General features: G+C 44.1%; 17 protein-coding genes. 7 read left to right on the top strand and 10 right to left on the bottom strand.

Annotated elements, in window-relative coordinates:
* Window positions 1–125: 125 nt before the first annotated feature.
* The 4 genes from QUA27_RS11760 (at window position 126) to QUA27_RS11775 (ending at window position 4,257) form a co-directional block, all read left to right on the top strand.
* Complete coding sequence (locus QUA27_RS11760) at window positions 126–986, top strand: GNAT family N-acetyltransferase (RefSeq protein WP_333068143.1); 861 nt, start codon at window positions 126–128, stop codon at window positions 984–986.
* 125 nt (window positions 987–1,111) lie between these two features.
* Window positions 1,112–2,659, top strand: coding sequence for an anthranilate synthase component I (gene trpE / locus QUA27_RS11765; RefSeq protein ID WP_333068144.1), 1,548 nt, complete (start codon window positions 1,112–1,114; stop codon window positions 2,657–2,659).
* Window positions 2,660–2,735: 76 nt separating this feature from the next.
* Entirely contained in the window at window positions 2,736–3,620 is an 885-nt protein-coding gene (locus QUA27_RS11770) for a PhzF family protein (protein WP_333068196.1), read from the top strand.
* Window positions 3,621–3,780: 160 nt separating this feature from the next.
* Entirely contained in the window at window positions 3,781–4,257 is a 477-nt protein-coding gene (locus QUA27_RS11775; protein ID WP_333068145.1) for a hypothetical protein, read from the top strand.
* 17 nt (window positions 4,258–4,274) lie between these two features.
* On the opposite strand, the gene QUA27_RS11780 is transcribed toward QUA27_RS11775, so the two are convergent.
* The 3 genes from QUA27_RS11780 to cpcD/petH form a co-directional block, all read right to left on the bottom strand.
* The gene (locus QUA27_RS11780; RefSeq protein ID WP_333068146.1) at window positions 4,275–5,126 is read right to left on the bottom strand and encodes a dienelactone hydrolase family protein; all 852 of its coding nucleotides are present in this window, start codon (window positions 5,124–5,126) and stop codon (window positions 4,275–4,277) included.
* A gap of 213 nt (window positions 5,127–5,339) precedes the next feature.
* Window positions 5,340–6,656, bottom strand: a complete 1,317-nt coding sequence (locus QUA27_RS11785) for a homoserine dehydrogenase (protein WP_333068197.1) — start codon at window positions 6,654–6,656, stop codon at window positions 5,340–5,342.
* A 182-nt stretch (window positions 6,657–6,838) separates the two neighbouring features.
* Window positions 6,839–8,044, bottom strand: coding sequence for a bifunctional rod-capping linker CpcD/ferredoxin--NADP reductase PetH (gene cpcD/petH, locus QUA27_RS11790; RefSeq protein WP_333068147.1), 1,206 nt, complete (start codon window positions 8,042–8,044; stop codon window positions 6,839–6,841).
* Window positions 8,045–8,631: 587 nt separating this feature from the next.
* Here cpcD/petH and QUA27_RS11795 point away from each other — a divergent pair.
* Window positions 8,632–9,636 (top strand): phosphoribulokinase, encoded by a 1,005-nt coding sequence (locus tag QUA27_RS11795; protein ID WP_333068148.1) that lies wholly within the window; start codon window positions 8,632–8,634, stop codon window positions 9,634–9,636.
* 91 nt (window positions 9,637–9,727) lie between these two features.
* On the opposite strand, the gene QUA27_RS11800 is transcribed toward QUA27_RS11795, so the two are convergent.
* The 4 genes from QUA27_RS11800 to QUA27_RS11815 all read right to left on the bottom strand — a co-directional run bounded on the left by QUA27_RS11800 (window position 9,728) and on the right by QUA27_RS11815 (window position 13,412).
* A complete protein-coding gene (locus tag QUA27_RS11800; protein WP_333068149.1) occupies window positions 9,728–10,921 on the bottom strand; it encodes an McrC family protein in 1,194 nt (397 codons plus the stop codon).
* A 46-nt stretch (window positions 10,922–10,967) separates the two neighbouring features.
* Complete coding sequence (locus tag QUA27_RS11805; RefSeq protein WP_333068150.1) at window positions 10,968–12,584, bottom strand: McrB family protein; 1,617 nt, start codon at window positions 12,582–12,584, stop codon at window positions 10,968–10,970.
* Window positions 12,585–12,782: 198 nt separating this feature from the next.
* Complete coding sequence (locus tag QUA27_RS11810) at window positions 12,783–13,118, bottom strand: type II toxin-antitoxin system VapC family toxin (protein WP_333068151.1); 336 nt, start codon at window positions 13,116–13,118, stop codon at window positions 12,783–12,785.
* Between the two features lie 66 nt (window positions 13,119–13,184).
* Window positions 13,185–13,412 carry a hypothetical protein gene (locus tag QUA27_RS11815; RefSeq protein WP_333068152.1) on the bottom strand — a complete coding sequence of 76 codons (228 nt, stop codon included), beginning with the start codon at window positions 13,410–13,412 and terminating at the stop codon, window positions 13,185–13,187.
* A gap of 208 nt (window positions 13,413–13,620) precedes the next feature.
* Here QUA27_RS11815 and QUA27_RS11820 point away from each other — a divergent pair, with 208 nt between their 5' ends.
* A complete protein-coding gene (locus QUA27_RS11820) occupies window positions 13,621–15,273 on the top strand; it encodes an FAD-dependent oxidoreductase (RefSeq protein WP_333068153.1) in 1,653 nt (550 codons plus the stop codon).
* Window positions 15,274–15,526: 253 nt separating this feature from the next.
* Here QUA27_RS11820 and QUA27_RS11825 read toward each other — a convergent pair whose 3' ends face one another.
* The gene (locus tag QUA27_RS11825; RefSeq protein WP_333068154.1) at window positions 15,527–15,889 is read right to left on the bottom strand and encodes a hypothetical protein; all 363 of its coding nucleotides are present in this window, start codon (window positions 15,887–15,889) and stop codon (window positions 15,527–15,529) included.
* Between the two features lie 157 nt (window positions 15,890–16,046).
* Here QUA27_RS11825 and QUA27_RS11830 point away from each other — a divergent pair, with 157 nt between their 5' ends.
* Window positions 16,047–18,770: a valine--tRNA ligase gene (locus QUA27_RS11830; RefSeq protein WP_333068155.1), complete on the top strand. Its 2,724-nt coding sequence runs from the start codon at window positions 16,047–16,049 to the stop codon at window positions 18,768–18,770.
* Window positions 18,771–19,037: 267 nt separating this feature from the next.
* Here QUA27_RS11830 and QUA27_RS11835 read toward each other — a convergent pair whose 3' ends face one another.
* A complete protein-coding gene (locus tag QUA27_RS11835) occupies window positions 19,038–20,429 on the bottom strand; it encodes a serine/threonine protein kinase (protein WP_333068156.1) in 1,392 nt (463 codons plus the stop codon).
* Between the two features lie 29 nt (window positions 20,430–20,458).
* On the bottom strand, window positions 20,459–22,972 hold the full coding sequence (locus QUA27_RS11840) for an ankyrin repeat domain-containing protein (protein WP_333068158.1): 2,514 nt from the start codon (window positions 22,970–22,972) through the stop codon (window positions 20,459–20,461).
* Window positions 22,973–23,556 lie beyond the last annotated feature (584 nt).

Here is a 23,556-nt window from a genome sequence, read left to right on the forward strand (position 1 = left end):
CCCTGTAAGGCTCAGCTTGTAAACTTGTTTTTGCAGTAGTATTCTGACGCAGCAGGCTAAGCCCGCAGCGCCAAAATACTACTGCAAACTTCTAATCTTATTAAAAGTTAATCGTTAAATTAAAAATGAATGTCGTAATCAGGCGAGCGCAGCCTTCTGATATCGATGTTTGCGCTGGCATTACTTATGAAGCTTTTAAAGATATTTCCGATCGCCACTTGTTCCCTACAGATTTTCCGACGCTGGAGTTTGCAACCGAAATAACGGGCTTGCTAATCGAAAGTCCGTTGTTTTTTGGCATCGTAGCCGAGAACTCCGATGCCGTTGTCGGCTGCGGGTTTATGGACGAACGCAACCAAATTCGCGGTATCGGGCCCGTCAGTGTAGATCGAACTTTTCAAGGTCGTGGCACGGGACGGGAAATCATGAAAGCTTTGCTGGAACACGGACACGACGCTGTGGGCATCCGTTTGGTTCATGAATCTTTTAATATGGCGTCGCTGTCGCTGTACGCTTCTTTGGGTTTTGAGGTGAAGGAACCTTTCGTGTTAATGGAGGGGAAGTTTCGCAGCCAGCCACAGAATGGGTTTGAGGTGCGACCGATGGCTAGTGAGGATGTTGGTGAATGTGCGGCTTTGTGCGAAAAAGTATGCGGGTGCGATCGAACTTCGGAGATTGAATACGCCCTGAATGACTTTTCTCCCTTCGTTGCCTGCCGGCAAGGTCAGATTGTGGCTTATACTTGTGCGGTGTCTGCTTTGGGCCACAGCGTCGCCCAAACCGAGGCGGATATGCAGGCTTTGCTCTTGGGTGCTGCTGCGTATAGTCCCGGGGAATTGCTGGCTTTTCACTTGCCGCTGAGGTACGCAAGTTTGTTTCGCTGGTGCTTGAAAGAGGGGCTGCGCGCCCTCAAGCCGATGGCGGTGATGGCAGTTGGCGAGTATCGGCCGCCGGAGGGATGTTGGTTTCCGTCTTTTGTTTATTGAACCCAAGACGGTTAGGACGCTTTTAATCGCTGAAATTATTGCCAGGATTGCATTTTCCTTCTTCTTTCTTTCTTCTTCCCTCTTCCTTCTTCCTTCTTCCTTCTTCCTTCTTCCTTCTGATATATATGATATTTCCCGATTTCTCACAATTTTCGGAACTGGCGAAACAAGGCAATTTTGTACCCGTGTATCAAGAATGGGTTGCTGATTTGGATACGCCGGTATCTGCGTGGTATCGGGTTTGTGCGGGTCAACCTTACAGTTTTCTGCTGGAGTCGGTGGAAGGTGGGGAAAAACTTGGGCGTTATAGTTTCTTAGGGTGCGATCCGTTGTGGATTTTGGAGGCAAGGGGATCTCGCACAACTCAAGTTTACCGTGACGGTTCCGAAAAAGTATTTACGGGCGATCCGTTTGTAGCTTTAACTGAATGTTTGGAGTCTTATCAACCGGTGAAATTGCCGCAGTTGCCGCCGGGAATTGGCGGGTTATTCGGTTTTTGGGGTTACGAGTTAATTAAGTGGATAGAACCGCGAGTTCCCGTGCATCCAGCCAGCGAGAATGATTTGCCGGATGGATTGTGGATGCAGGTGGATAATTTGCTGATTTTCGACCAGGTGAAGCGGAAAATTTGGGCCGTCGCCTATGCGGATTTGCGGGAGGTTGGCGTTGATTTGGCCGATGCTTATCAGCAAGCCTGCGATCGGGTTGGCAAGTTAGTTCAGAAGCTGCAATCGCCGCTTTCCCGCCAATCTACTCTCATAGAATGGACACCTCCCAATAACGGGCAAGATGCCCGTTCCACAACCGGAAATACAGAATTGGCTTACACGAGCAATATTACCCGTGAAAAGTATTGTGCTAATGTCTTAAAGGCTAAGGATTATATCAAAGCGGGAGATATTTTTCAAGTAGTTATTTCGCAGCGACTAGAGGCTGAATACAGCGGCGATTCTTTTGCACTTTACCGCTCTTTGCGTCTCATAAATCCTTCTCCGTACATGGCTTATTTTCATTTCGGAGATTGGCAGATTATCGGTTCGAGTCCCGAGATTATGGTGAAGGCGGAAAATACTGCTGATGGCAAAAAGATTGCCACTTTGCGACCGATTGCCGGCACTCGCCGCCGGGGTAAAACTCCTCAAGAAGATGATGCTTTGGCTGCTGAATTGCTGCAAGATCCGAAAGAAATTGCGGAACACGTCATGTTAGTTGATTTGGGCAGGAATGATTTAGGCAGAGTATGTCGAAACGGTACTGTAAAAGTTGACGAATTAATGGAAATTGAGCGTTATTCTCACGTCATGCACATTGTGAGCAATGTGGTGGGAGAATTGGCTGAGGATAAGACAGCTTGGGATTTGTTGAAAGCTGGTTTTCCTGCGGGTACGGTTAGCGGTGCTCCGAAGATTCGGGCGATGGAGATTGTGCACGAGTTGGAAGGTTGCCGCCGGGGGCCGTATTCTGGGGTTTACGGGTATTATGATTTTGAGGGACAATTGAATAGTGCGATCGCAATTCGGACTATGGTTGTTCGTTCTTTAGGTAGTGACAAACATTCGGTTTCTGTGCAAGCAGGTGCTGGTTTGGTTGCTGATTCTAACCCGGATATGGAGTACGAAGAAACGCTCAATAAAGCCCGGGGTATGTTGGAGGCAATTCGCTGTTTGAAATAGCAAGTTAAAAACTTCTTTTATAAGGAGGAGGCGGTTGAAACCGCTGCTACACAAACTACTGTTGAACGAGGGAAAGGTGAATTTTTATATAGTTGACGTGTTTGCGGAGTCAAAATATGCTGGCAATCAACTAGCTGTATTTTGCGGTGCGGGAGTTGCCGAACTATCTGAGGCCCAAATGCTGCTGATAGCGAGGGAAATCAATTATTCAGAAACTACGTTTATTCGATCGCCCGATCCGCGAGATTGCGGCTATGACGTGCGGATATTCACGCCCAAGAAGGAATTGCCTTTTGCCGGTCATCCGACTTTGGGCACTGCGTTTGTGTTGCAGCAAGAGATTATTCGCGCAAAGGTCGATCGAGTAATTCTCAATCTAGCCGTCGGTCAAATCCCCGTCACTTTTAATTATCACAATGAATCGGCAGATATTTTGTGGATGCGACAAAATCCGCCTAGTTTTGGTCAAGTTTTATCAGCCGAGACTCTGGCAAATGTCTTGAATTTAGAACCAGATGAAATTGATGCCAACTTCCCCATTCAAGAAGTTTCGACCGGAGTGCCTTTTATTATTGTACCGTTAAAAACTCTCGCCTCGCTCAAAAAAGCTCAAGTCAACTTAGATAGATATTTTGAGCTGATTGATACCACAGAAGCGAAAGAAATTTTGATATTTTGCCCAGAAACTTACAGCGACATTAATGATTTAAGCGTGCGAGTTTTTGCCCATTCATTAGGAATTCCAGAAGATCCGGCGACTGGCAGTGCTAACGGCTGCTTGGCGGCATATTTGGTAGAATATGCTTATTATGGGGAAGCAAAGATTGATGTGAGAGTTGAGCAAGGTTATGAAATCTATCGACCTTCTTTGCTGTTGTTACAAGCCACTAAGAATGAAGGGGAAATAGCAGTTTTGGTTGGCGGTAAGGTGGTGATGGTTGCTAAGGGAGAATTTGTGTAGAATATTTGATGGCAAATTATTAACCGCAGATGCAGACAGCTAGATTTAGATGCTTCTTTGGCGATCGAGATGTTACAATTTTGCTACTATGAGGTAGCTCATATTCATTGATTCGCGTGATTGTTAGGCTAAAAAAGTCATCGATACCAGAGACTTTCCAATGCTGCAAACATTTTCGCGGACTTTAAATGTATCCCCTGACGCTTCTGAAGCGCTGCTTTCACTTCCATTAACCACCTTGCTGGATTCACCGGAATTCAATCAAGTCTTGGAAAGCCTGGATACTAATTTGCTCAAAGAAACTTTGCCAACTGCTGGAACTGTTTTAGCTCAAAAGCTGCCGCCTTTTTACGACTGGTTGCAAACAGAACTAGGAATTAAAAACGTCCCTGAGAGTCCCGATCATACTACGAAATGGGTAGTCGGTTTTTTGAAGAATCAAGAAAGTTTAACTCGTTTAGTCGATCTGCACAAATCAATTCCCAGACAGGCCTTAGAACGAGCGATCCCTCGTTTAGTTAGCGCCTTTGATGAAGTTCAACCCACCGCTGTAAAGCAAGAATGGGAAAAAGCGATCGCAGCACTTTGTCTGCTTCTGGCCGTCGCAGCGCGGGAAAACCAGCCATCTGCGGCCTGAAGCAATTCTGTCTGAGTTTAAACAAAGCGCTTTTTTCGGAAAATTTGCAATTGAGTGCGATCGATCTGAACGACTACTGGCCGTCGCTTGTTGAGGACGATCGCATTGTGTCTGTTTACCAAAAGCAACTGAGCCAATATTGCCACAATCGCGCGTCTTTTGAGAAACTTGCCTTCAAAACGCGCCATTCGGACGATCGCCTCTTCGATTTTATAACAACAGTTGTTGCCTTTCTGGGAAATCACAAAAATCGTTCCCGGTATGTAATCGCCTTCATTCGCCCAGAAAGCATACCTTTCGCCTAAAGTAAAGTAGTGAAAAACATTGTTAGCCGTGGAAGCTTTCGCTAACTTTTCCGAAACGCCCAAAGAATTAAAAATTACAGTGCATCTAATATAATCCGGGTATTTTGCGGCTATTTGCTGAGCAACTTTGCCGCCCAAACTTTCTCCGATGACATCCGGCGGATTTCCGCTGTAAAATTGTTGCTTGATCCAATCAATAGCACCCACAGTTTGCGCCGAGTTTAACTGGCGTTCTAGTTTGGCCATAAATACATCGGGCGTATCTTCCAAAACGCGCTCGAAAGGATACCAAGAACCGTAGCCGCGAATCACAAAAACAGGCGGATTATTGCCAGAAATGGGGATGCGACTTTCAGCATAAAAACCAGTGCGAGAGTCTTCAAACACTTTTTTTATGATATAATTTCCATCAACAACTTGCCCTTCTTCGTGTCGAATGTAAATTGAAGGATTATTGGGTTTAAAAGTATCGTGCAGTTGGGGTTTGGCAAACTTTTCATAGAGGGAATCTAGCAAGTGCCTTCCCGTTTGGCGATCGACAAAATCGAATTCTGTTCCTTTCATTATCGCGTAGCCGCCGATTTTACCAACAATATTTAATTACCACAAACAATCTACATAAACCCGCCCGCACACAACAGATAGCCCACATCAAATTTTACTTATATCAAAGGCGAAAAATGTACGTCGGGATTTACCGTTGGGCGAGGGCGGGTTTTAGAGATTGTCAATTATTGGCACATATTGTCGGTGAAACCCGCCCCTAGCAAATCACTTTTACAAAACTCGCAACGTGCTAGCAACACTATCGACTGCTTCCAGGGCGCGAATTTCATCGAGTGCTTGTTGAAAATTTCCTTCCCTAACATCGTGAGTCACGACGACAATTTCTGCTAAATCGCCGCGAATTCCCGTCTGCACAACAGATTCTAAACTAACTTTGTGGTTGCCGAAACAAGTGCCGAGTTTGCCAATTACCCCCGGAGTATCGCGCGTCAGAAAACGGGCGTAAAAGCGAGTAACAAGTTCCTGCATCGGAGCAATTTTGCAGTAGTGTTGGTGACTGCAACTCAGCAAAGGATGGGGAATCGGAACAGTTTCGGTTTTCAGGATGGCCGCCACATTCATAATGTCGGATACTACGGCGCTAGCTGTTGGGCCTGCACCGGCGCCGCGCCCGTACAGCATCAATTGCCCGATCGGCTCTCCTTCAACTAAAATTGCATTGTAAACCCCGTTGACACTCGCCAGCGGATGAGTTTTTGGCACAAAAGTAGGATGCACTCGAATTGATAGCAGTTCGCTTTCTGCCTCCGCTTGCTTGCCATTGTAGCGGGAGGTTTCTTGAGCAATAGCCAACAATTTAATCACAAATCCCAGCTTGTCGGCGTAGTTAATATCCGCCGCACTAACTTTTCTAATACCTTCGCAGTGAACATCGGCTAATTTGATGCGTCCGCCAAAAGCTAGCGAGGCTAAAATAGCAATTTTATCGGCAGCATCTAATCCATCTACATCTGCTGTGGGGTCAGCTTCAGCATAACCTAATTGCTGAGCGTCGGCGAGCACTTCGGCAAAGTCTGCGCCTTCTGTTTGCATCCGCGTCAGGATGTAATTAGTTGTGCCGTTGACGATGCCGGTGACAGTTTGAATGCGGTTTGCACCTAAAGATTGTTTGAGGCTTTGAATGACCGGAATGCCGCCGCCGACAGCAGCTTCTAGCATTACGTAAACGCCTTTTTTGTTGGCGGCCTCGAAGATTTCATTCCCGTAGCGGGCGATAACTGCTTTGTTGGCAGTGACGACGTGCTTGCCGCTGGCAATAGCTTGCAGAATGAGCGATCGCGCCGGTTCCAATCCGCCTATCAGTTCTACTACAATATCAATTTCCGGGTCAGTTGCGATCGCTTCCAGGTCAGTTGTCAGCACATTTTCTGGCAATTGTAAAGACCGAGTTCGAGAAATATCGCGCACTCCCACCCGATAGATTTCCAATTCCTGCAACAGCGGATGGCGGCCATCTGGGGAGAGCAAAATCTCTGCTGTTCCCGCGCCAACTGTACCCAAACCTAACAAACCAATTTTGAAAGCCACGACTTTGACCCGTAGAAACTCAATTAAGCCACAACCATTGTAGGCTATTCCCGTACCGGAGCAATCAAAATAGTATTGTAGGGTACGCATTCCCTACCTTACAAGTTGGATACAATTGCCCTACAAACAATTGTAGGGCGAGCCAAGCCCACCCTACAAATCAGATTAAATCAGGTAACACATTAATAAGTTTCAACGTGCCAACGGTGTTCTTTCTTCAACTGTTTCTGATAGCCAGCCCAGTCAACACCGTGCTTGCTAGACGCGGCCGACATTCCCTCATCAATTCCGCCTTCCATGCCCTTCAAACCGCAGATATAAGTGTGAGTATTCGGCTTTTGAACCAATTCCCACAATTGGTCTGCGTTCTCTTGAATCCGGTTTTGAATGTACATCTTGCCGCCGTCAACATTCTTTTGCTCGCGGCTGATGGCATAAGTCAACCGGAAATTATCGGGGAACTCGCGCTGCAATTGCTCCAACTCTTCCTTATAGAGAATGTTGGGAGTGTAAGCAACTCCAAAGAACAGCCAAGCTAAACCTCTGAACTTGTAATCTGGATTGTTTTCTTTAAACATCCGCCACAAGTAAGCCCGGAAAGGAGCAATACCCGTACCGGTAGCCATCATAATAATGGTGGCTTCTTCGTCGTCGGGTAACAGCATTTCCTTGCCTACGGGGCCGGTGATTTTGACATCATCTCCAGGTTGCAAACCGGTGAGAAAAGTCGAACAAACACCAAAGACTTTTTCACCGGTTTCTGGGCTTTTGTACTCTAGGCGGCGGACGCACAGAGAGACTGTTTTGTCGTCTACATCGTCTCCGTGACGGGTGGAGGCGATCGAATACAGCCGGATTTTGTGAGGTTTGCCGTTTTTATCTGTGCCATCGGGAATAATCCCGATACTTTGACCTTCGAGATAGTGTAACTTGCCTCCAGAAATGTCAAATTTGACGTGACGGACTGTACCCTCGCCGCCTTCTCTGACTAATTCTTCTGTAGAAATGCACTTACCAATATAGGGATTGGCGGGCTTGTAGAGGTTAACAGGAACCTGAACTTTTTCCTTGGCTTGAGTCATGGGCTTAGTTTTTTCTCCAGATTTCTGACTCTGTAGCCCTGCTTCTGGTGCGACTTTGCCATTTGTTTCGGGAGCGCTGTTTGAGGGGCGAATGCTGACAATTCTTCCACCCATGCGAGCAATTCTACGCATTTCCTGATTCATGCGCTCGTAGGGCACGGAGATAAATACGCTGCCACTACGGCGAATCGGGCTACTTGTTTGGTCAGTTGCTTGGCTCTGACGCATACCCTCCACTTCGTAAACAAAGATGCGGCTGCCTGATTCTGAGTTGGCCGCCACACCAGATATGCTTGGGCTGTACATTTGTTGATTTTCCTTCACGATACAGAGTTATAAAGAAAGAGAATGTGACGTTAGACTCAATTTACTTTTTTCTTAAGGCCATCGGGACTAATTGGCCTCGCCAATTTTTGGGCCTCGCCACGCCGGCGGGAGTGTTGAAGTTGCGATCGCTCGCGTATCAAATCCCTACTAGCCGAACGCCGCGCTCACCGAGCCCTATTGCGTTCGGCTGTTGACCTATAGCTATTGTTGTCTGCGTACTGCCAATATTTTACCCGATCGGGGGATCTGCCCCGATAAGTCATTCTGATTTGGGGAGCGCCCCACCAGAGAAAGGAATATTCCAGCAGTTTAATGAGGTTGAGCTTGTAGGGGGCGGACGCATTCTGGTAAGATTAATCGCTAAAGTTAGTATTAATTACTTGCCTTGAAGATTGCTTGGGTCTTTCCGGGCAGGCAGTCAACTCACTGCTGTATGCTGGTGAGAACTCGATCCTCTCGGGGTAGCAAAGCAGCATAAAGCCTGCTTGTCGCTACCTGCGGGCTGAAATTTTGTGGAATCTAGACTTGAGTTAGTTAGTAAACAGTGATTTTGTTAGAGGGAAACTATGACCAGTAAGCCGGATCGCGTGGTTTTAATTGGCGTTGCCGGAGATTCCGGATGCGGAAAATCTACTTTTTTACGCCGATTGACAGATTTGTTCGGGGAAGATTTCGTGACTGTAATCTGCCTCGACGACTATCACAGTCTCGATCGCAAGCAGCGCAAGGAAACAGGGATTACAGCCCTTGACCCCAGAGCGAACAATTTTGACCTGATGGCCGAGCAAATGAAGGCGCTCAAAGAAGGTCACGCGATCGACAAGCCGATCTACAACCACGAAACCGGTATGATCGACCCGCCCGAAAGGGTAGAGCCGAATCACGTGATTGTGATTGAGGGGCTGCATCCCCTGTACGACGAGCGAGTTCGATCGCTCATCGACTTCAGCGTCTACCTCGACATCAGCGACGAGGTAAAAATTGCTTGGAAAATCCAGCGCGATATGGCGGAACGGGGCCACCGTTACGAAGACGTGCTGTTTGCGATCAATGCTCGCAAACCGGATTTTACCGCCTACATCGACCCGCAAAAGCAATATGCTGATGTGGTAATTCAAGTGTTGCCGACCAACTTGATCAAAGATGACAAAGAGCGGAAGGTTCTGCGCGTGCAGATGATCCAGCGCGAAGGCATCGCCAATTTTGAGCCTGCGTATTTGTTTGACGAAGGTTCAACAATTAACTGGGTTCCTTGCGGCCGCAAGCTGACTTGTTCCTATCCCGGAATTAAGATGTACTACGGGCCCGATGCTTTCTACGGTCACGAAGTCTCGATTTTGGAAGTAGATGGTCAATTCGAGAATCTCGAAGAAGTTATTTACATCGAAAGCCATTTGAGCAAGACTTCAACGAAGTATGAAGGCGAGTTAACTCACCTGTTGCTCCAGCACCGCGAATATCCTGGTTCCAACAATGGAACTGGTTTGTTCCAAGTGTTAGTCGGATTGAAGATGCGGGCGACTTACGAGAAGTTGACTGCAAAAGAAGCGAAAGTGGCTGTTAGTGTTTAGAACCCTGACATGAAAGATTTGAGAGGCGCAATTGCGCCTCTTTTTTTGTGGGAAAATGCATCGCAGAGGGCGCAGAGGGCGCAGAGTAGAGTTAGGGGAGGGTGTTTGGAAGTAGAGAGGTTAAGAAGGTTTTTCCTGCTTCATTGAGGTCGCTATCTAGGGAAAAAGTTAGACTGCGAACTCGGGTATCGTCATATTTTATATCTAGTGGCTGTTTGAGGTTTTGCGGGTAGACGAGAATTGCATTTTGGCACTTTAAGGCCTTTGCGTAAGCAACTATTTGATGACGGTCATCACTGTCTACTTTATCGGCAGCTTTGTATTTTGTATCGAGGACGTATTGAACTTTTTTTGTTTCACTATCGCCTAGGAGTAAGTCAATGCGATCGAAATAGTTTTGGTCATGGGTGACTCGGTGCTGTTGTTTGACAAAAAAGCCTTTTGGTGTATTTGCTTTGAGCCATTCAGCGACAAATTGTTCATATAAATTAGCCATGTCTATGAGAAAAGGAAGCATTTCGCGATCGCCTGTTTCGTGACTCGGCCCTGTGTTATCTAAAAAAAATCGACATAAAGCGTGTAAAAGTTGATAATCTTGATTCAAACGGTGATAATTTCTATCAATACAAGCTTCTGATTTAAAAGGTTTTAATGTGACAAATCCTTGGAGTGCGTGAAAGGCTTTTCGCACAGTGGATGAAACAGATTCACGGCACAAACCGCTGCGGCCAATGATGAAGAGTGTCCAAGCGAGTATTTGATTGTCTTCGATATCGCCTGTTTGTTCGTTATAGTGGCATTTTAGTTTAACATCCCAAGGTTTTTGCAGGGCTGACCGCAAATCGACGCGGCCGCGAATGTAGGCGAGTCTTTCGGTTTTGGATAAGTAATCGCGATATAATCCTTTGCGACAGCGTTCTATAATTTTTTGGGCAAGAATGTTAGCTAATCTCTCGTAACTTTGTTCTAAAGATTCGCACTGAATCGAGCCTTGGGGAAATTTTATCTTAAGGTTGTAGGCATAGTCAATCATTCCGAAGAGGTCTTTTATGGGAACCTTGGGCCGGATGGCGATGTGAAATTCTGAAGTGATGGGAATGTTGCCAACTCTGCCTTTAGATTTTAAGTGCCATTTATCTTGTGTTTTATGGTTGGGAAAATCTATCTCGATTTCCTTGGCATAATTATGGTGTATTTTTTTTCCTACTGATTCGGGGATTAAGTCTCGATCTAAAATTCGTAATTCATATTCTTTCAGTTCGATGGGGGTTGATTCTCGTTTCATAAAATTATCACTTGATCAATTTATCTTGGATTTTATTCCAGAGAAATTACTTCATTTTTGCTTGGTTATCAAAGAAGTATTCTTCGAGGTATGGCTCGATTTCCATTTGCCAAATATCTTGGATATCTTTAGCTAAGGTTTTTGTCAAAAAGAAGGAGATGCCGAGTTCATAGTGTTTGTTGTTAATTGCGCGATTGACATCTTCTAGAATGCTAGTTAATTTATCAACTGGAAAACGAGTTTGCCATTTTAGGTGATAGTGTTGGAGGACTTCATAGTTTGGATAGACGGGAATGAATGCGAAGCGGCGACGGAGCGCGTTATCGACTAAGGCAATAGAACGGTCTGCGGTGTTCATTGTGCCGATAATGCGGACATTTGTAGGGATTCTAAATAGTTTACCGCTGGCTAGTGTAATAAAGCGTTTTGTGTCTTGTCGGTCATCTAGGAGATACATTAATTCGCCAAAGACTTGAGATAGATTTGCGCGATTAATTTCATCAATAATGAGAACACAAATGTCTTCACAGACTTCGGCTTTTTCGCAGAATTCTAGGAACCTACCGGGAACTATTGAGTAGGTTAATTGTCCGTTTTGAGTTATTGGGCGGAGGCCTTCGATAAAGTCTTCGTAGGTGTAGGCGGGGTGAAATTGGATAATGTCTGAGAAACCGTCACGGCCGCCGATTAAGTGTTTGGCTAGTTTTTCGGCTATGAAGGTTTTTCCGGTTCCGGGTGGGCCTTGGATGATGGCTTGGCCTTTGCGGTTAATGGCCTGTATCCATTGGGTTAGTTGGGTTGTTTGAAAACCAGTAATTTGTGAAATTTTTTCGAGTTGATACTCTGGATTAAATTTATTTTCATAGACTGAAAGATATTCACTAATACGAAAAGGTGAGCGATCATCGCACTGATTGAATAATAAAAACAATGGAAAGACTTTTTTAAATGCTTGTGTGATTTTATGAATTAACTGTTGAGCAGAATATCCTAATATTTCTTCTGATTCAAGTGAGACACTCACCTGAATACTATTAATGTTATGTCTGGATGGAAAGTCTGGTTGTTGTTGTAACTTAAACAAGTAGAGTAATAATTCATTAATACATTTAATTTTTTCATATTTTTCTATATGGGTAGCAAATAGCCCGTTTTGGTTATCTCTGGGTTCTATTTTGTGAGTCAAATAGCAATAAGCCTTATTGGGAAATTTATATATTTGAAGCAGTTCGTGAAGGCGTGTTTTAGGTTTATTATTAGAATAATAATTGTCAATAATTTCCGGAATATTTTTTATATTTGAGTAAAAACCAAAAGTTAATTTTTGGTTTTCAAACTTTATCATTAACTGAGGATTATTATCCAGAGAAGAGAGATCTTCTAAACCCAAAGCTACACTGTACGCTATTGATTGCGAATCGTTGATTGCAATGCTCTCCCCAACTTTCTCATACTTGATATTTATATATTTTTTAATAAAATCAGGCAACAGATCTTCCACCTGGCTTAAAATATACTTGACTGGCTCTTCTACATATTTTAAGAAATCTTTTTTGTGTTCGCGGTAAAAATCTGATCGGGGATTTTTTTTATAAAATTGTGCCAATAGGTTAAATGTGTTTTCTGAAAAAGGACATTCAGGATGTACAAAAACTTTTTCCATTTTTTCTGTATGTTTAAGGTGACTCAATTGTTGTTCTTAAATTATTGTAGCCGATCGCCCTTCCCGACACCAGATATCTGAGATGCGATCGCACCCGCCATCCTTACACACATCAATAGCCCTCCCAAACCAGTAACACAGGCAAAACCCCTAACAACAGTTCCCGGAACATTTAAACTTGCGCCGAGTGACTCAGATTTACCAAATTGTGTCTATACTAGATAATTGAATCCGGCGATCGGGACTAATAACGGGTACATTAAGATACAAAGCAGTAGCAGCAATCATGCGATCGGGTAAATCGGGAATTTGCGATCGGTCAACTTGCCTTAAAGTCACAGCTATATTGCGATCGAAAGGAATTTCAACCAATAAGGCATCATCGCTCTCAACTTCTCTCAATAATAGATCGAGAGTAGTTGAATTAATCCGCCCTCTCTCGCTCAGATAGACAATTTCTGCTAATGTAATTGATGAAAAAGCCACCTGATTTCCTTCGGCAGCTATCTCTTCTATTGTCGTTCTAGCAGTCACCGAAAGTCGCTTTATCGGCAAAGATATACCAGATCACAGCATGAGTATCCGCTACAGCACGCAGCATTAGAAATCCTCCCTTGGGAAATTCGCCCATTCTTCGCTGCGAGCTTCATCTATATCAGCGGCAGAAGGTGCAATTCCCAAGTCAGCACATAAACCCCACAATGATTTGCGGGGAGCGGGCAGAACAACTAATTCTCGTTCTATTTCAGGAACTATCCACTTAATCAATCGTAACTTTTCGGCTAGAGACAAGTGCTTAACAAGATTTAAAACCGCCTCAAAAGTCATGTTTTTTATGTTTCAATTTGTGATTGATGTAATTGTAGCATTTGGGCTGCCAAGGACAGCATCACCAGGTTTGGGTTGAGAAGATTCGTTTACCACAGTTCCCGGAAAATTTAAACTTGTGTTGAAACTATCTAAACGTGCTATATTCAATTCCGTAAACCCTGAACTACGCTTTCAGGTATTGCAAATTTATAAACGAGTCAACTGAATGCTCTCTAATTTCAAGAAATTAGCTTCAATTGCAATCTTCTTTGTCGCCGTAAAACTTTTAGTTAACTATCCCCCTTTCAGAGAAGTAGAAAATTATATCGCAAATAGAAACCCAGCAAGTGCCACCTTAGACACAGGAACTCAGCAGCAAAAATCCAGCAGCCCGCCTCCGGTAGTTCCAAAAAAATCACCGGAACAAAAGTTTGATGTAGTAGTATATGGTGATGAAGTACCGGGGATATGTGCAGCAATATGGGCTAAGAAAACTTTAGGCGCAAAGGGCAAAGTTGCGATCGTGCGATCGAACTACGGAAGTGCTCCTTTGGGCGGCTTACTCACCCGCGGCGGTTTAGCTTACATCGATGTAGATAAAATCCCCGGTTGGTATCGCCAACCTTACGCCCAATGTTTTAAGGAATTCTTAGATAAAGCCGATGCGCCCGAATCTTGCTTAGACCCAAAAAAGGCAGATAGAGCTCTCAAACAGATGGTTTCAGCAGCCGGAATCAAAGTTATTTCCAACTCAACTCTTACTCCCCGCGTCGTAGATAAAAAAATTGAATATGCCGAAGTAAAAGGCAGAAATTTAATAATTAAAGCCAACTCTTTTATTGACGTAACTCAAGACGCCGAATTAGCTAGAAAAGCAGGATTATCTTATTATACAGGATATGAATCTCAAAATATAAAATCCAAAAATGAAACTTTAGCTGTCTCTGTAGTTCCGAGAATTACGGGTATAACGATGTCCGATTTCCGCAGAATAGAAGATGAAATTCTTTACAACAGGCTTTTAGTAAAAAAAATTAAAGAAAGCATTACAAAATCTAAAGATCCTGCCAGTACAAAATTCTGGATGAGGAATTTCTTGAGTACGATTTATCAGCCATATACAGACGGTTACGACATCAGAAGCGTAGCCATAGGTGCAGCGTATCACATAGACAGAAATCTGCCATTTAGTCAAAATAAAGGATTCTTTTTCGATAAGGGCAATGTCTGCGTTTATAACAAAAATGTGCTGTCCTGGAACGGATTTCTGTTTAAATACCAAGTTAACCAAATCATGAAGATGGAAGCTAACGGCAGAAAACCGACTCCTGAAATGATTAAAGAAATGTCATATCTCCAATACTGGCTACAAAAGAAGTCTGGTAAAGATGTGAGAGTATTTCTTCCGGACGAAATTTATATCAGGCAAACTTTGAACGTTCGCGATGTGGTAGATCCGCTGACAGGGCAGGAGATTATCAAAGGGGGAACAGTACCCGAAAAGTCGATCGGCAGTTTTTCCTACGATTTCGATATGCGGGGCGGAGTCAAGAATTTATCTGCGAGAATTCCGCCGCTGCCAGTCTATAATTTCGGGATAGAAAGTGCTTTAGCTAGCAAAGTGAAGAATTTAGCCATTGTCGGGCGATCGTCCGGTTATGTCGGTATGGCGGTATCTGTCGGGCGAATTGCGACGGTGAATATTTATCAAGGACAAGGTGTGGGCGTGGCGGCTGGCTTGGCTAGCAAGTTCGGCGTACCTCTGAATTCGATTACTTCGGCTGAAACGAAAAAAACTCTGGAGACTTTAACCGGGAAAACTACGTATTTGTCGGGGAGAGATACAAGTTATGGAGTTGATTATAAGGAGGTGAAATAATCGAGGTATAGCAGTCGCCCGTGTTGCTATACTATTGTAAATCCCGCCTACAAACTAGAAATTTTTGTTTGACTTTAAGAACAAAAAACGCAATTACTGGAGTTTGATAACTGTTATTCATTGCGAACCTTAATTATTGCAATTTGTTTTACCAGGAGGAGTAAGGCAAAAAGAAAACCGGTGTTTCTGCAAAATCGTGGCTTTCTCCGAGATAATGCGGGTTTGGGATTAGGGCTTTCTGTCAAATAAGATATTAAAAGGATTTTACCACTGAAGATGTCGAAACCTCTTCAATTCCTTCCCACATTTGAGCAACCGAAATGGTTTGCCCAGTCATGGCTTCGTGCCAAGCTTGCCGAAAATCTTGTAGAAGCGCTGCTTTAGATTGGCCCTCTCCGTCAATTTCTGAGGGTTCTGGAATACTAAAAGAATTAGCAGGAGGCATCTCTTGAATTTCTGCTGAGAAAACCTCTGGCAGATTATTTTGCGAAATGATTACCCCCTGACGTTGCTTTTGGCTTAGAAACTCTATAAAACTCGCAACTAATGCCAGATGTTCTGGAGAGAGTCGATCGAGCCATCGATCGATTTGATGTCGAAGTGCTGCTACATTCATAATGCCATCAAACCTTTTAATTTTACCTTCATTTTAACGTAAGCCCGCCCCGCCTTGAATATCGCTCTTCCCTCTGCCTCTGACGCGGATGCGGTTCAAAACTCTTCTCCTCCCTTCTATGGCACAATCATAAATAAGATCAAACTCTCAAGCCACCATGACCGCAAACCTACCCCCGCAATACGACCCCAAAGCCACCGAAGCGAAGTGGCAAAAATACTGGGAAGACAACCAAACCTTCAAAGCTGACCCAGAAGCCGGCGGCGAACCTTACTGCGTAGTTATCCCGCCGCCCAACGTGACCGGCAGCCTCCACATGGGACACGCTTTTGAAGAGACGCTGATTGATGTCCTCGTCCGCTATCACCGCATGACTGGACGCAATACGCTGTGGTTGCCGGGAACGGATCATGCTAGCATCGCAGTTCAAACTATTCTCGAAAAGCAACTCAAATCAGAAGGCAAAACTCGCCACGATTTAGGTAGAGAAAAATTCTTGGAACGGGCCTGGGAGTGGAAAGCTGAATCGGGCAATACTATTACTAATCAATTACGCAGTTTGGGCGTGTCTGTCGATTGGTCGCGTGAACGCTTTACGATGGATGAAGGCTTATCCGCTGCGGTTTTAGAAGCGTTTGTCCGTCTGTACGATGAGGGGCTGATTTATCGCGGCAATTACTTGGTGAATTGGTGTCCGGCCAGTCAGTCTGCCGTGTCGGATTTGGAGGTAGACCAGCAGGAAGTTGACGGGCATTTGTGGCATTTCCGCTATCCTTTGACGGACGGTTCTGGTTATTTGGAGGTGGCGACGACTCGGCCGGAAACGATGTTGGGCGATACTGGGGTGGCGGTGAATCCCAAGGACGATCGCTACAAGCATCTTATCGGTAAAACTGTGACTTTGCCGATCGTAAATCGGGAAATCCCGATCGTTGCTGATGAGTTTGTCGATCCAACTTTCGGAACAGGTTGCGTCAAAGTAACTCCCGCCCACGATCCGAATGACTTCGAGATGGGTAAGCGTCACAATTTGCCGTTTATTAACATCATGAATAAGGACGGCACTTTAAATGAAAATGCCGGAGAGTTCCAGGGGCAAGACCGATTTGTTGCGCGAAAAAATGTGGTGCAGCGGTTAGAAACTGACGGGGTTTTGGTTAAAATAGAAGATTATAAGCATACAGTTCCCTACAGCGAACGCGGCAAAGTTCCTGTCGAACCGTTGCTATCTACGCAATGGTTTGTGAAGATCGAGCCTCTTTCTCAACGTGCTTTAGAAGCATTAGATCAAAGTAACTCACCAGTCTTTGTTCCTGACAGATGGACAAAGGTTTATCGGGATTGGTTGGTGAAGCTGAAGGATTGGTGTATCTCCCGACAATTGTGGTGGGGACACCAAATCCCGGCTTGGTATGCTGTTAACGAAACTAACGGCGAAATTACTGACACGACGCCGTTTGTGGTGGCGAAAACTGAAGCTGAGGCTAGGGAAAAAGCAGAGGCTAAATTTGGTAATGACGTGCAGTTAGCAAGAGATCCAGACGTATTGGATACTTGGTTTTCGTCCGGCTTGTGGCCTTTCTCAACTTTGGGATGGCCTGACGAAACTAAAGATTTGGAGTTTTACTATCCGACAACTACTTTGGTTACTGGTTTTGATATCATCTTTTTCTGGGTTGCTAGAATGACGATGATGGCAGGAAATTTTACTGGAAAGATGCCTTTTGATACTGTTTACATTCACGGTTTGGTGTTGGATGAAAACGGTCAGAAAATGTCTAAGAGTAAAAATAACGGTATCGATCCACTGCTGTTGATTGGCAAGTACGGTACTGATGCTTTGCGCTACACTTTGGTTAAGGAAGTGGTTGGGGCCGGTCAAAATATTCGCATGGAGTACGATCGCAAAACTGATGAATCGAAATCAGTGGAAGCTTCGCGGAACTTCACGAATAAGTTGTGGAATGCGGCCAGGTTTGTGATGATGAATTTAGAGGGACAGACTCCGCAGCATTTGGGAAGTCCTTCTGTGGAAGCTGGTTTGGAATTGTGCGATCGCTGGATTCTGTCTCGCTATTATCAAGTTGTGCGAGAAAGCCGCAATTGTTTGGAAAATTACGGTTTGGGGGAAGCGGCGAAGGGACTTTATGAGTTTATTTGGGGCGATTTCTGTGACTGGTATATTGAGTTAGTCAAGTCTCGCTTGCAGCAGGATGCTCAACCCAATTCTAAGAAAGTGGCACAGCAAACTTTTGCTTTTGTGTTAGAAGGGATTCTGAAACTGCTGCATCCTTTTATGCCGCACATTACTGAGGAGATTTGGCACACTCTGACTCAAACAGGTGATGATAAATGTTTGGCTTTGCAAGCTTATCCTGAAGCTGATGTTTCGCTAATTGATGCTGAATTAGAACAGCAGTTTGAGTTGTTGTTCGGTACAATTCGCACTATTCGCAATTTGCGGGCAGATTCTGATATCAAACCCAGTGTGAAGGTGACGGCGATTTTGCAAAGCGAAAACGAGAAAGAACGCCAAATAATCTCAGATGGAGGCGTTTACATTCAGGATTTGGCAAAAGTCGAAAATCTGACAGTTACTGCTAGTTTGGATGCAGATTTGGGACAGACAATTGCTGGGGTTGTCGGTACTGTGCAAGTATTGATTCCTCTGGCTGGGGTGGTCGATTTGGCTGCTTTACGTGCTAAGTTAGAGAAGAAGCTGAGCAAGGTGGAAGCTGAAATTAAGCATACTGCGGCGCGCTTGACTAATCAGAAGTTTGTGGATAAGGCTACTCCTGATGTGGTTCAGGGCGCGAGGGATGCTTTGGCGGAAGCGGAAAAACAAGCGGAGATTTTGCGCGATCGGCTAAAGGTGTTTTAATGGTTGACTAGCGATCGCGGAATATGATTTGAAGTTGTGGGTATACGACCCAACTCATGAGGTGATTGTGGATTGGTGCAGTGTTTCCAGCACTGCATCAAGGCGTACCCGATCTGATAAAATTGTTTTTGGCTATAGGATTAATGATCTCGCAATCCTTATGTTTCAACACAACCTAGTATGAAATCCTTGTCTAGCAAGGGTTTAATTGATTATAGTCATTTAACAGACTTACTTTAGGGAGCGACAAGCGCCCTCTGAAATGATTTACTTGAGTTTACTTAAACAAGCATTTAATTCCCCTACCAACCATTCTTTCTCCGCTTGCGGCAAAAATAAGCCAAAACAATAGTTACGCGACTTGGTGCGAATCCCGCAAAAAGTAATCCATTTTTTGAGCAATGGCAGATGAATTCCCCTCAACTTTACCCGCTGGATATCTTGAGGGCTGATTTGAATTGGTCTTGGTCTAGTGAATAGATAATAATCAATCCAACACAAGCACATCAAAGCATAAAATACGGTAAATATTATTACAGCTATGATTGATATAAATACAAATAGCTGAAATAATTTACCTAGCCAGTCGGCTACAGTGTATTTAAACAAGCTAACTGTCGAGCCCAGCGGTGCGGGTATCACCCCTAGTGATAAGTGGAAAATTGGAAGGAGCAAAGAGCAGGGAAGTAAAACTTTACAAGTCAGATGAATGAAGTGGAAAAACCCTTTGAGTCTGCTAGGTGAACGATCGGGGTGTATATGGATGAATAACCACCGTTTAGCGTCAATTAAAGTAATTCGGGATTGGGGCGAGCGCTTAAACATTTTTTCGGGATTAATCCCGCTTGGCTGTTCCCCTCGCAGCGCTAATAAAGCATCTTTTGCTGATTGAAATCGATCTTCAACTGCGGGTTCAATTATCTTCTCCAACCAGTCGGCAAACTCTGGAGAAATAGAGACGCGATCGCGGAATTTTACCTTCAGCTTTTGTCTGGGTAAATCCGATGGAAATTTCTGGGTTAACAGGAAAAGCAGCGTTGTTCCTAATCCATACAAATCTGTTGACAATACAGCTTTTCCTCGGAATTGTTCTGGTGCCATGTAACCGTAGGTCCCGACAACGGTACTGCCTCCAGTAACGGTATGATGGTAAGTATTTTGAACTGCGCCAAAATCAACTAGGAAGACTCGCCCATTTTTTTGCAGAATAATATTTTGGGGTTTAATATCTCGGTGGATTGCAGGAGGTAACAGCGATTGCAGGTAAGTTAGAATTTCTAGCAATTGATAGGCGATATGACGAACTTGCGCTTCATTTGGTTTCCAGCCATTTTCTATCAACTGTGCGAGAGATTTTCCCGGTGCGAGTTGTTGGGCGATATAAAAACAACGCTCTTGGGAAGTATCAACTTGAAAGTAGTCAATGTAGTGAGGAATTCCCGGATGATTCAATCCCGATAAAGTTTTTGCTTCTCGTTCAAATAACTCGACTTTCTTCCATTCAGTTGTCAGGCGCAGGGATAAAGCTTTGAGTGCAACTTTTTGATTGCTGTTTAAATCTACAGCAGCATAGGTGATTCCAACTCCACCCTGTCCTAATTTGCCGAGAATGCGATATCTTTCAGCAATGATTTTTTCCGAGTGTTGTAGTGTTTCCATATTTTTCTGCCTGGGTTTGTTTTGGATAATTAGTGTGTTGCGCCGTGATCTCTGAGTATTTGGGCTGCTGCTTCTCGGTCGGGGTTCCAGTTGGTTTCTGCTATCTTGAGCGGCGTGTCGCCCTCGCAGTTTGTAGCGTCAATTTTTGCACCTTTAGCAATCAGTAATTTTAAAATTTCTACAGTGCCATAATGTGCTGCTTTGTGGAGTGGAGTTGTGTTACACATATCTCTATTATTAACATCTGCACCGTTTTTAATTAGCAGTGCAGCAATATCATTGTGTCCGATCGCGATCGCTTGATACAATGGAGTTTGACCGTTCGCATTTCTAGCGTTAACCCTTGCGCCATTAGCAATTAGCAGTTCAGCGATATCTTGAGATCCTTGAGCAACAGCAAGATGCAGGGGAGTTTGAAGCAAGTTATTTTTGGCATTAACGAATGCACCTTTGGCAATGAGTTGTTTGGCTACATCCTCAAGTTTGAAATCGACAGCGATATGCAGTAAAGTTCTGCCTTCTTTGTCTTCACTATTAACATCTGGGTTTTTACTAATTAGCAGCGCCACTGTATCGTGAAGTTGCAGGTCTACGGCGATATCCAGTGGAGTTTTTATTTGATTATCCTGGATATTAATTTCTGCACCTTTAGCAATCAGCAATTTTAAGATTTTTACATTGCCATAATGTGCGGCTTTGTGCAGTGGAGTTGTGCCAGATCCATCTATATTATTGACATCTGTACCGTTGTTAATTAGCAGTGCAGCAATCTCATTGTGTCCGATCGCGATCGCTCGATACAATGGAGTTTGACCCTTCGCATTTCTAACGTTAACCCTTGCGCCATTAGCAATTAGCAGTTCAGCGATATCTTGAGATCCTCGATCGACAGCTAGGTGTAACGGAGTATTTCCAAATTTGTCCCTAGCATTGACATCCAGCATTAGCAAAGCAGCAACTTCTTTGGTGGCTGCATAGTGCAGTGGAGTTCTTTGTTTACTATCCCTGATAACCACATTCGCGCCGTTGTTAATTAGCTGTTGTACCAACTCCTTAAAGCCTATTTTTGCTGCGTTATGTAATAAAGCTGTACTCTTGCCATATTGGGCATTGTCTTCTTTGATGTTAATTTTTGCGCCCGCAGCAAGTAGTATTTGTGCGATCGCCTTCGATCCCGCCGTATGTAGAGGAGTCAAGCCATTTGTGTTTTTGGCATTGACATCCGCACCTTTAGCAATCAGCAACTTGGCCATTTCAGGCGATCGGGCAAAAAACAGAGGAGTTCCATCAAAATATTGACTTCTTGTCCTGGCGTTAATATCTGCACCTTTAGCAATTAGCGTCTGTGCTACTTTTATGCGATCACACATAGCAGCCCAGTGTAACGGGGTACAGCCATGTGTATCCTTAGCGTTGACATCTGCACCTTTGGCAATTAACAATTCTGCCACCTCTTTTGAGCCAGCAAAGTGTAGTAAATTTACATTGCCTATCCTGCTATTGGCACTAATACCAAGATCCAGATAATGCCTAACAGTTTTAGTATCTCCGTGTCTGACAGCCTCGGAAACTGCATAGGGTGTAAATCCAATCCGGTTGAGGATGGGATATTTAAAGTGATTTAAAACAGCAACAGTAGCAATAGCAGCAATTCCTATTTTGAGGCGTTTTTCCCATTGCATCGATCGATCGGATTTAACGCTAACTATTCGAGGATTTCGCAGCAATTCAAGCGCTTCTTTTGCCGAGTTAAAGCGGTTTTCTAAATCTGGCGCGATCGCTTCTTCTAACCAATCGGCAAATGCTGCTGAAATCTGAATTTGAGAGCGAAAATCTTTCTCTAGTATATTTGTTGGTAATTCGGCGGGGGAACGGTGGGTTAGTAAATACAACAATGTCGCTCCCAAACCATATAAATCTGTTGCAGGTACCGCTTGTCCGAGACATTGTTCGGGAGCCATATAACCATAGGTTCCCACTACGGTACTTCCTCGCATTAAAGTATTGTAATAAGTGTTTTGCACTGCTCCAAAATCTACTAAGCAAACTTCCCAATCTTTTGGTTGGTGGGAATTAATGGGGGATTTAAAAACAATATTTTCTGGTTTAATATCCCGGTGGATAACAGGTGGTGTCTGTGAATGGAGATAAACTAAAATCTCCAAAATTTGTGCGGCAATGCGTTGAATTTCGGATTCGCTAGCGTGCCAGCCATTTTCCACTAAACTTGCTAGAGATTGCCCTTGGGCCAGTTCTTGTACTATATAAAAACAACGGTTATCGGGAGTATCGACATAAAAATAATCTAAATAACGCGGAATTCCCGGATGATTCAATTTTGATAAAACATTGGCTTCTCGTTCAAATAGTTCCAGAACTTTCCAGTCATTCATCTTCTGTAAAGACAAAGCTTTGAGTGCGACTCGCTGGTGTGTTTTGAGGTCAACGGCTTCATAAGTTGTGCTACTACCGCCTTCTCCGAGTAGCTTTTTAATTTGATAGTGTTTGACTAAGTTATGGGGAATTTGTTCAACAATATCCATAGCATTATCCTGGCTTGATGAGTACCAACAAACATTTTCTATTTGGGTTTTTGCAACCCAGATTTTGAGAAATTTATGCAATGGGAATCGAGCGTTTGAGTCAATTTCAAACAAATCGATCGAAAGTCAATGACTGACTCTGTATATGTGCTTAAATTTCAATGACCGTATTCCTACGGATAGCTTACCCAGAATTTTGGAGTGTCATATCACCTTTAGCGAAAATTTGCGGTTGACAGATATTGAGTGAAAGAATTTCTGGCTGTGCGAGTAAGTTTTCTATGCCTATTAAAACCAATTTTTTGTATCAACTTAAGCCTAAAACCCTTGAGAAATATCGTTTTTATGCCAAGTCTAGATCCCCCTAAGTCCCTTTGATTGTTGGGGGAACGAAAGAGTAAGTTCTTGTCCCCCGAACAATCAGGGGGAGTAGAGGACAAAAATGCGGGGGGATTTTGCGTTTAATGGTCTTGCCAGCAATCTGTGACTGTATTTGAGCTGGTTGTTGACACCAATGGCCCCTCTCCCATCCCGGAGATCAAAGGGCGATCGCCATTCGCTAGGTTAAAATATAAATTGTCAGA

The sequence above is a fragment of the Microcoleus harperi Pol14_C6 genome (assembly GCF_036701295.1).
In the GTDB taxonomy this organism is placed as follows: Bacteria; Cyanobacteriota; Cyanobacteriia; order Cyanobacteriales; family Microcoleaceae; genus Microcoleus.

What these genes read in the sequence shown, in the direction of transcription:
- QUA27_RS11805 (WP_333068150.1), bottom strand. Translation starts at nt 12,584, where the DNA reads ATGGAAAAAGTTTTTGTACATCCTGAATGTCCTTTTTCAGAAAACACA.
- QUA27_RS11815 (WP_333068152.1), bottom strand. Translation starts at nt 13,412, where the DNA reads ATGACTTTTGAGGCGGTTTTAAATCTTGTTAAGCACTTGTCTCTAGCC.
- QUA27_RS11840 (WP_333068158.1), bottom strand. Translation starts at nt 22,972, where the DNA reads ATGGATATTGTTGAACAAATTCCCCATAACTTAGTCAAACACTATCAA.
- QUA27_RS11835 (WP_333068156.1), bottom strand. Translation starts at nt 20,429, where the DNA reads ATGGAAACACTACAACACTCGGAAAAAATCATTGCTGAAAGATATCGC.
- cpcD/petH (WP_333068147.1), bottom strand. Translation starts at nt 8,044, where the DNA reads ATGTACAGCCCAAGCATATCTGGTGTGGCGGCCAACTCAGAATCAGGC.
- QUA27_RS11825 (WP_333068154.1), bottom strand. Translation starts at nt 15,889, where the DNA reads ATGAATGTAGCAGCACTTCGACATCAAATCGATCGATGGCTCGATCGA.
- QUA27_RS11795 (WP_333068148.1), top strand. Translation starts at nt 8,632, where the DNA reads ATGACCAGTAAGCCGGATCGCGTGGTTTTAATTGGCGTTGCCGGAGAT.
- QUA27_RS11780 (WP_333068146.1), bottom strand. Translation starts at nt 5,126, where the DNA reads ATGAAAGGAACAGAATTCGATTTTGTCGATCGCCAAACGGGAAGGCAC.
- QUA27_RS11775 (WP_333068145.1), top strand. Translation starts at nt 3,781, where the DNA reads ATGCTGCAAACATTTTCGCGGACTTTAAATGTATCCCCTGACGCTTCT.
- QUA27_RS11830 (WP_333068155.1), top strand. Translation starts at nt 16,047, where the DNA reads ATGACCGCAAACCTACCCCCGCAATACGACCCCAAAGCCACCGAAGCG.
- QUA27_RS11820 (WP_333068153.1), top strand. Translation starts at nt 13,621, where the DNA reads ATGCTCTCTAATTTCAAGAAATTAGCTTCAATTGCAATCTTCTTTGTC.
- trpE (WP_333068144.1), top strand. Translation starts at nt 1,112, where the DNA reads ATGATATTTCCCGATTTCTCACAATTTTCGGAACTGGCGAAACAAGGC.
- QUA27_RS11800 (WP_333068149.1), bottom strand. Translation starts at nt 10,921, where the DNA reads ATGAAACGAGAATCAACCCCCATCGAACTGAAAGAATATGAATTACGA.
- QUA27_RS11760 (WP_333068143.1), top strand. Translation starts at nt 126, where the DNA reads ATGAATGTCGTAATCAGGCGAGCGCAGCCTTCTGATATCGATGTTTGC.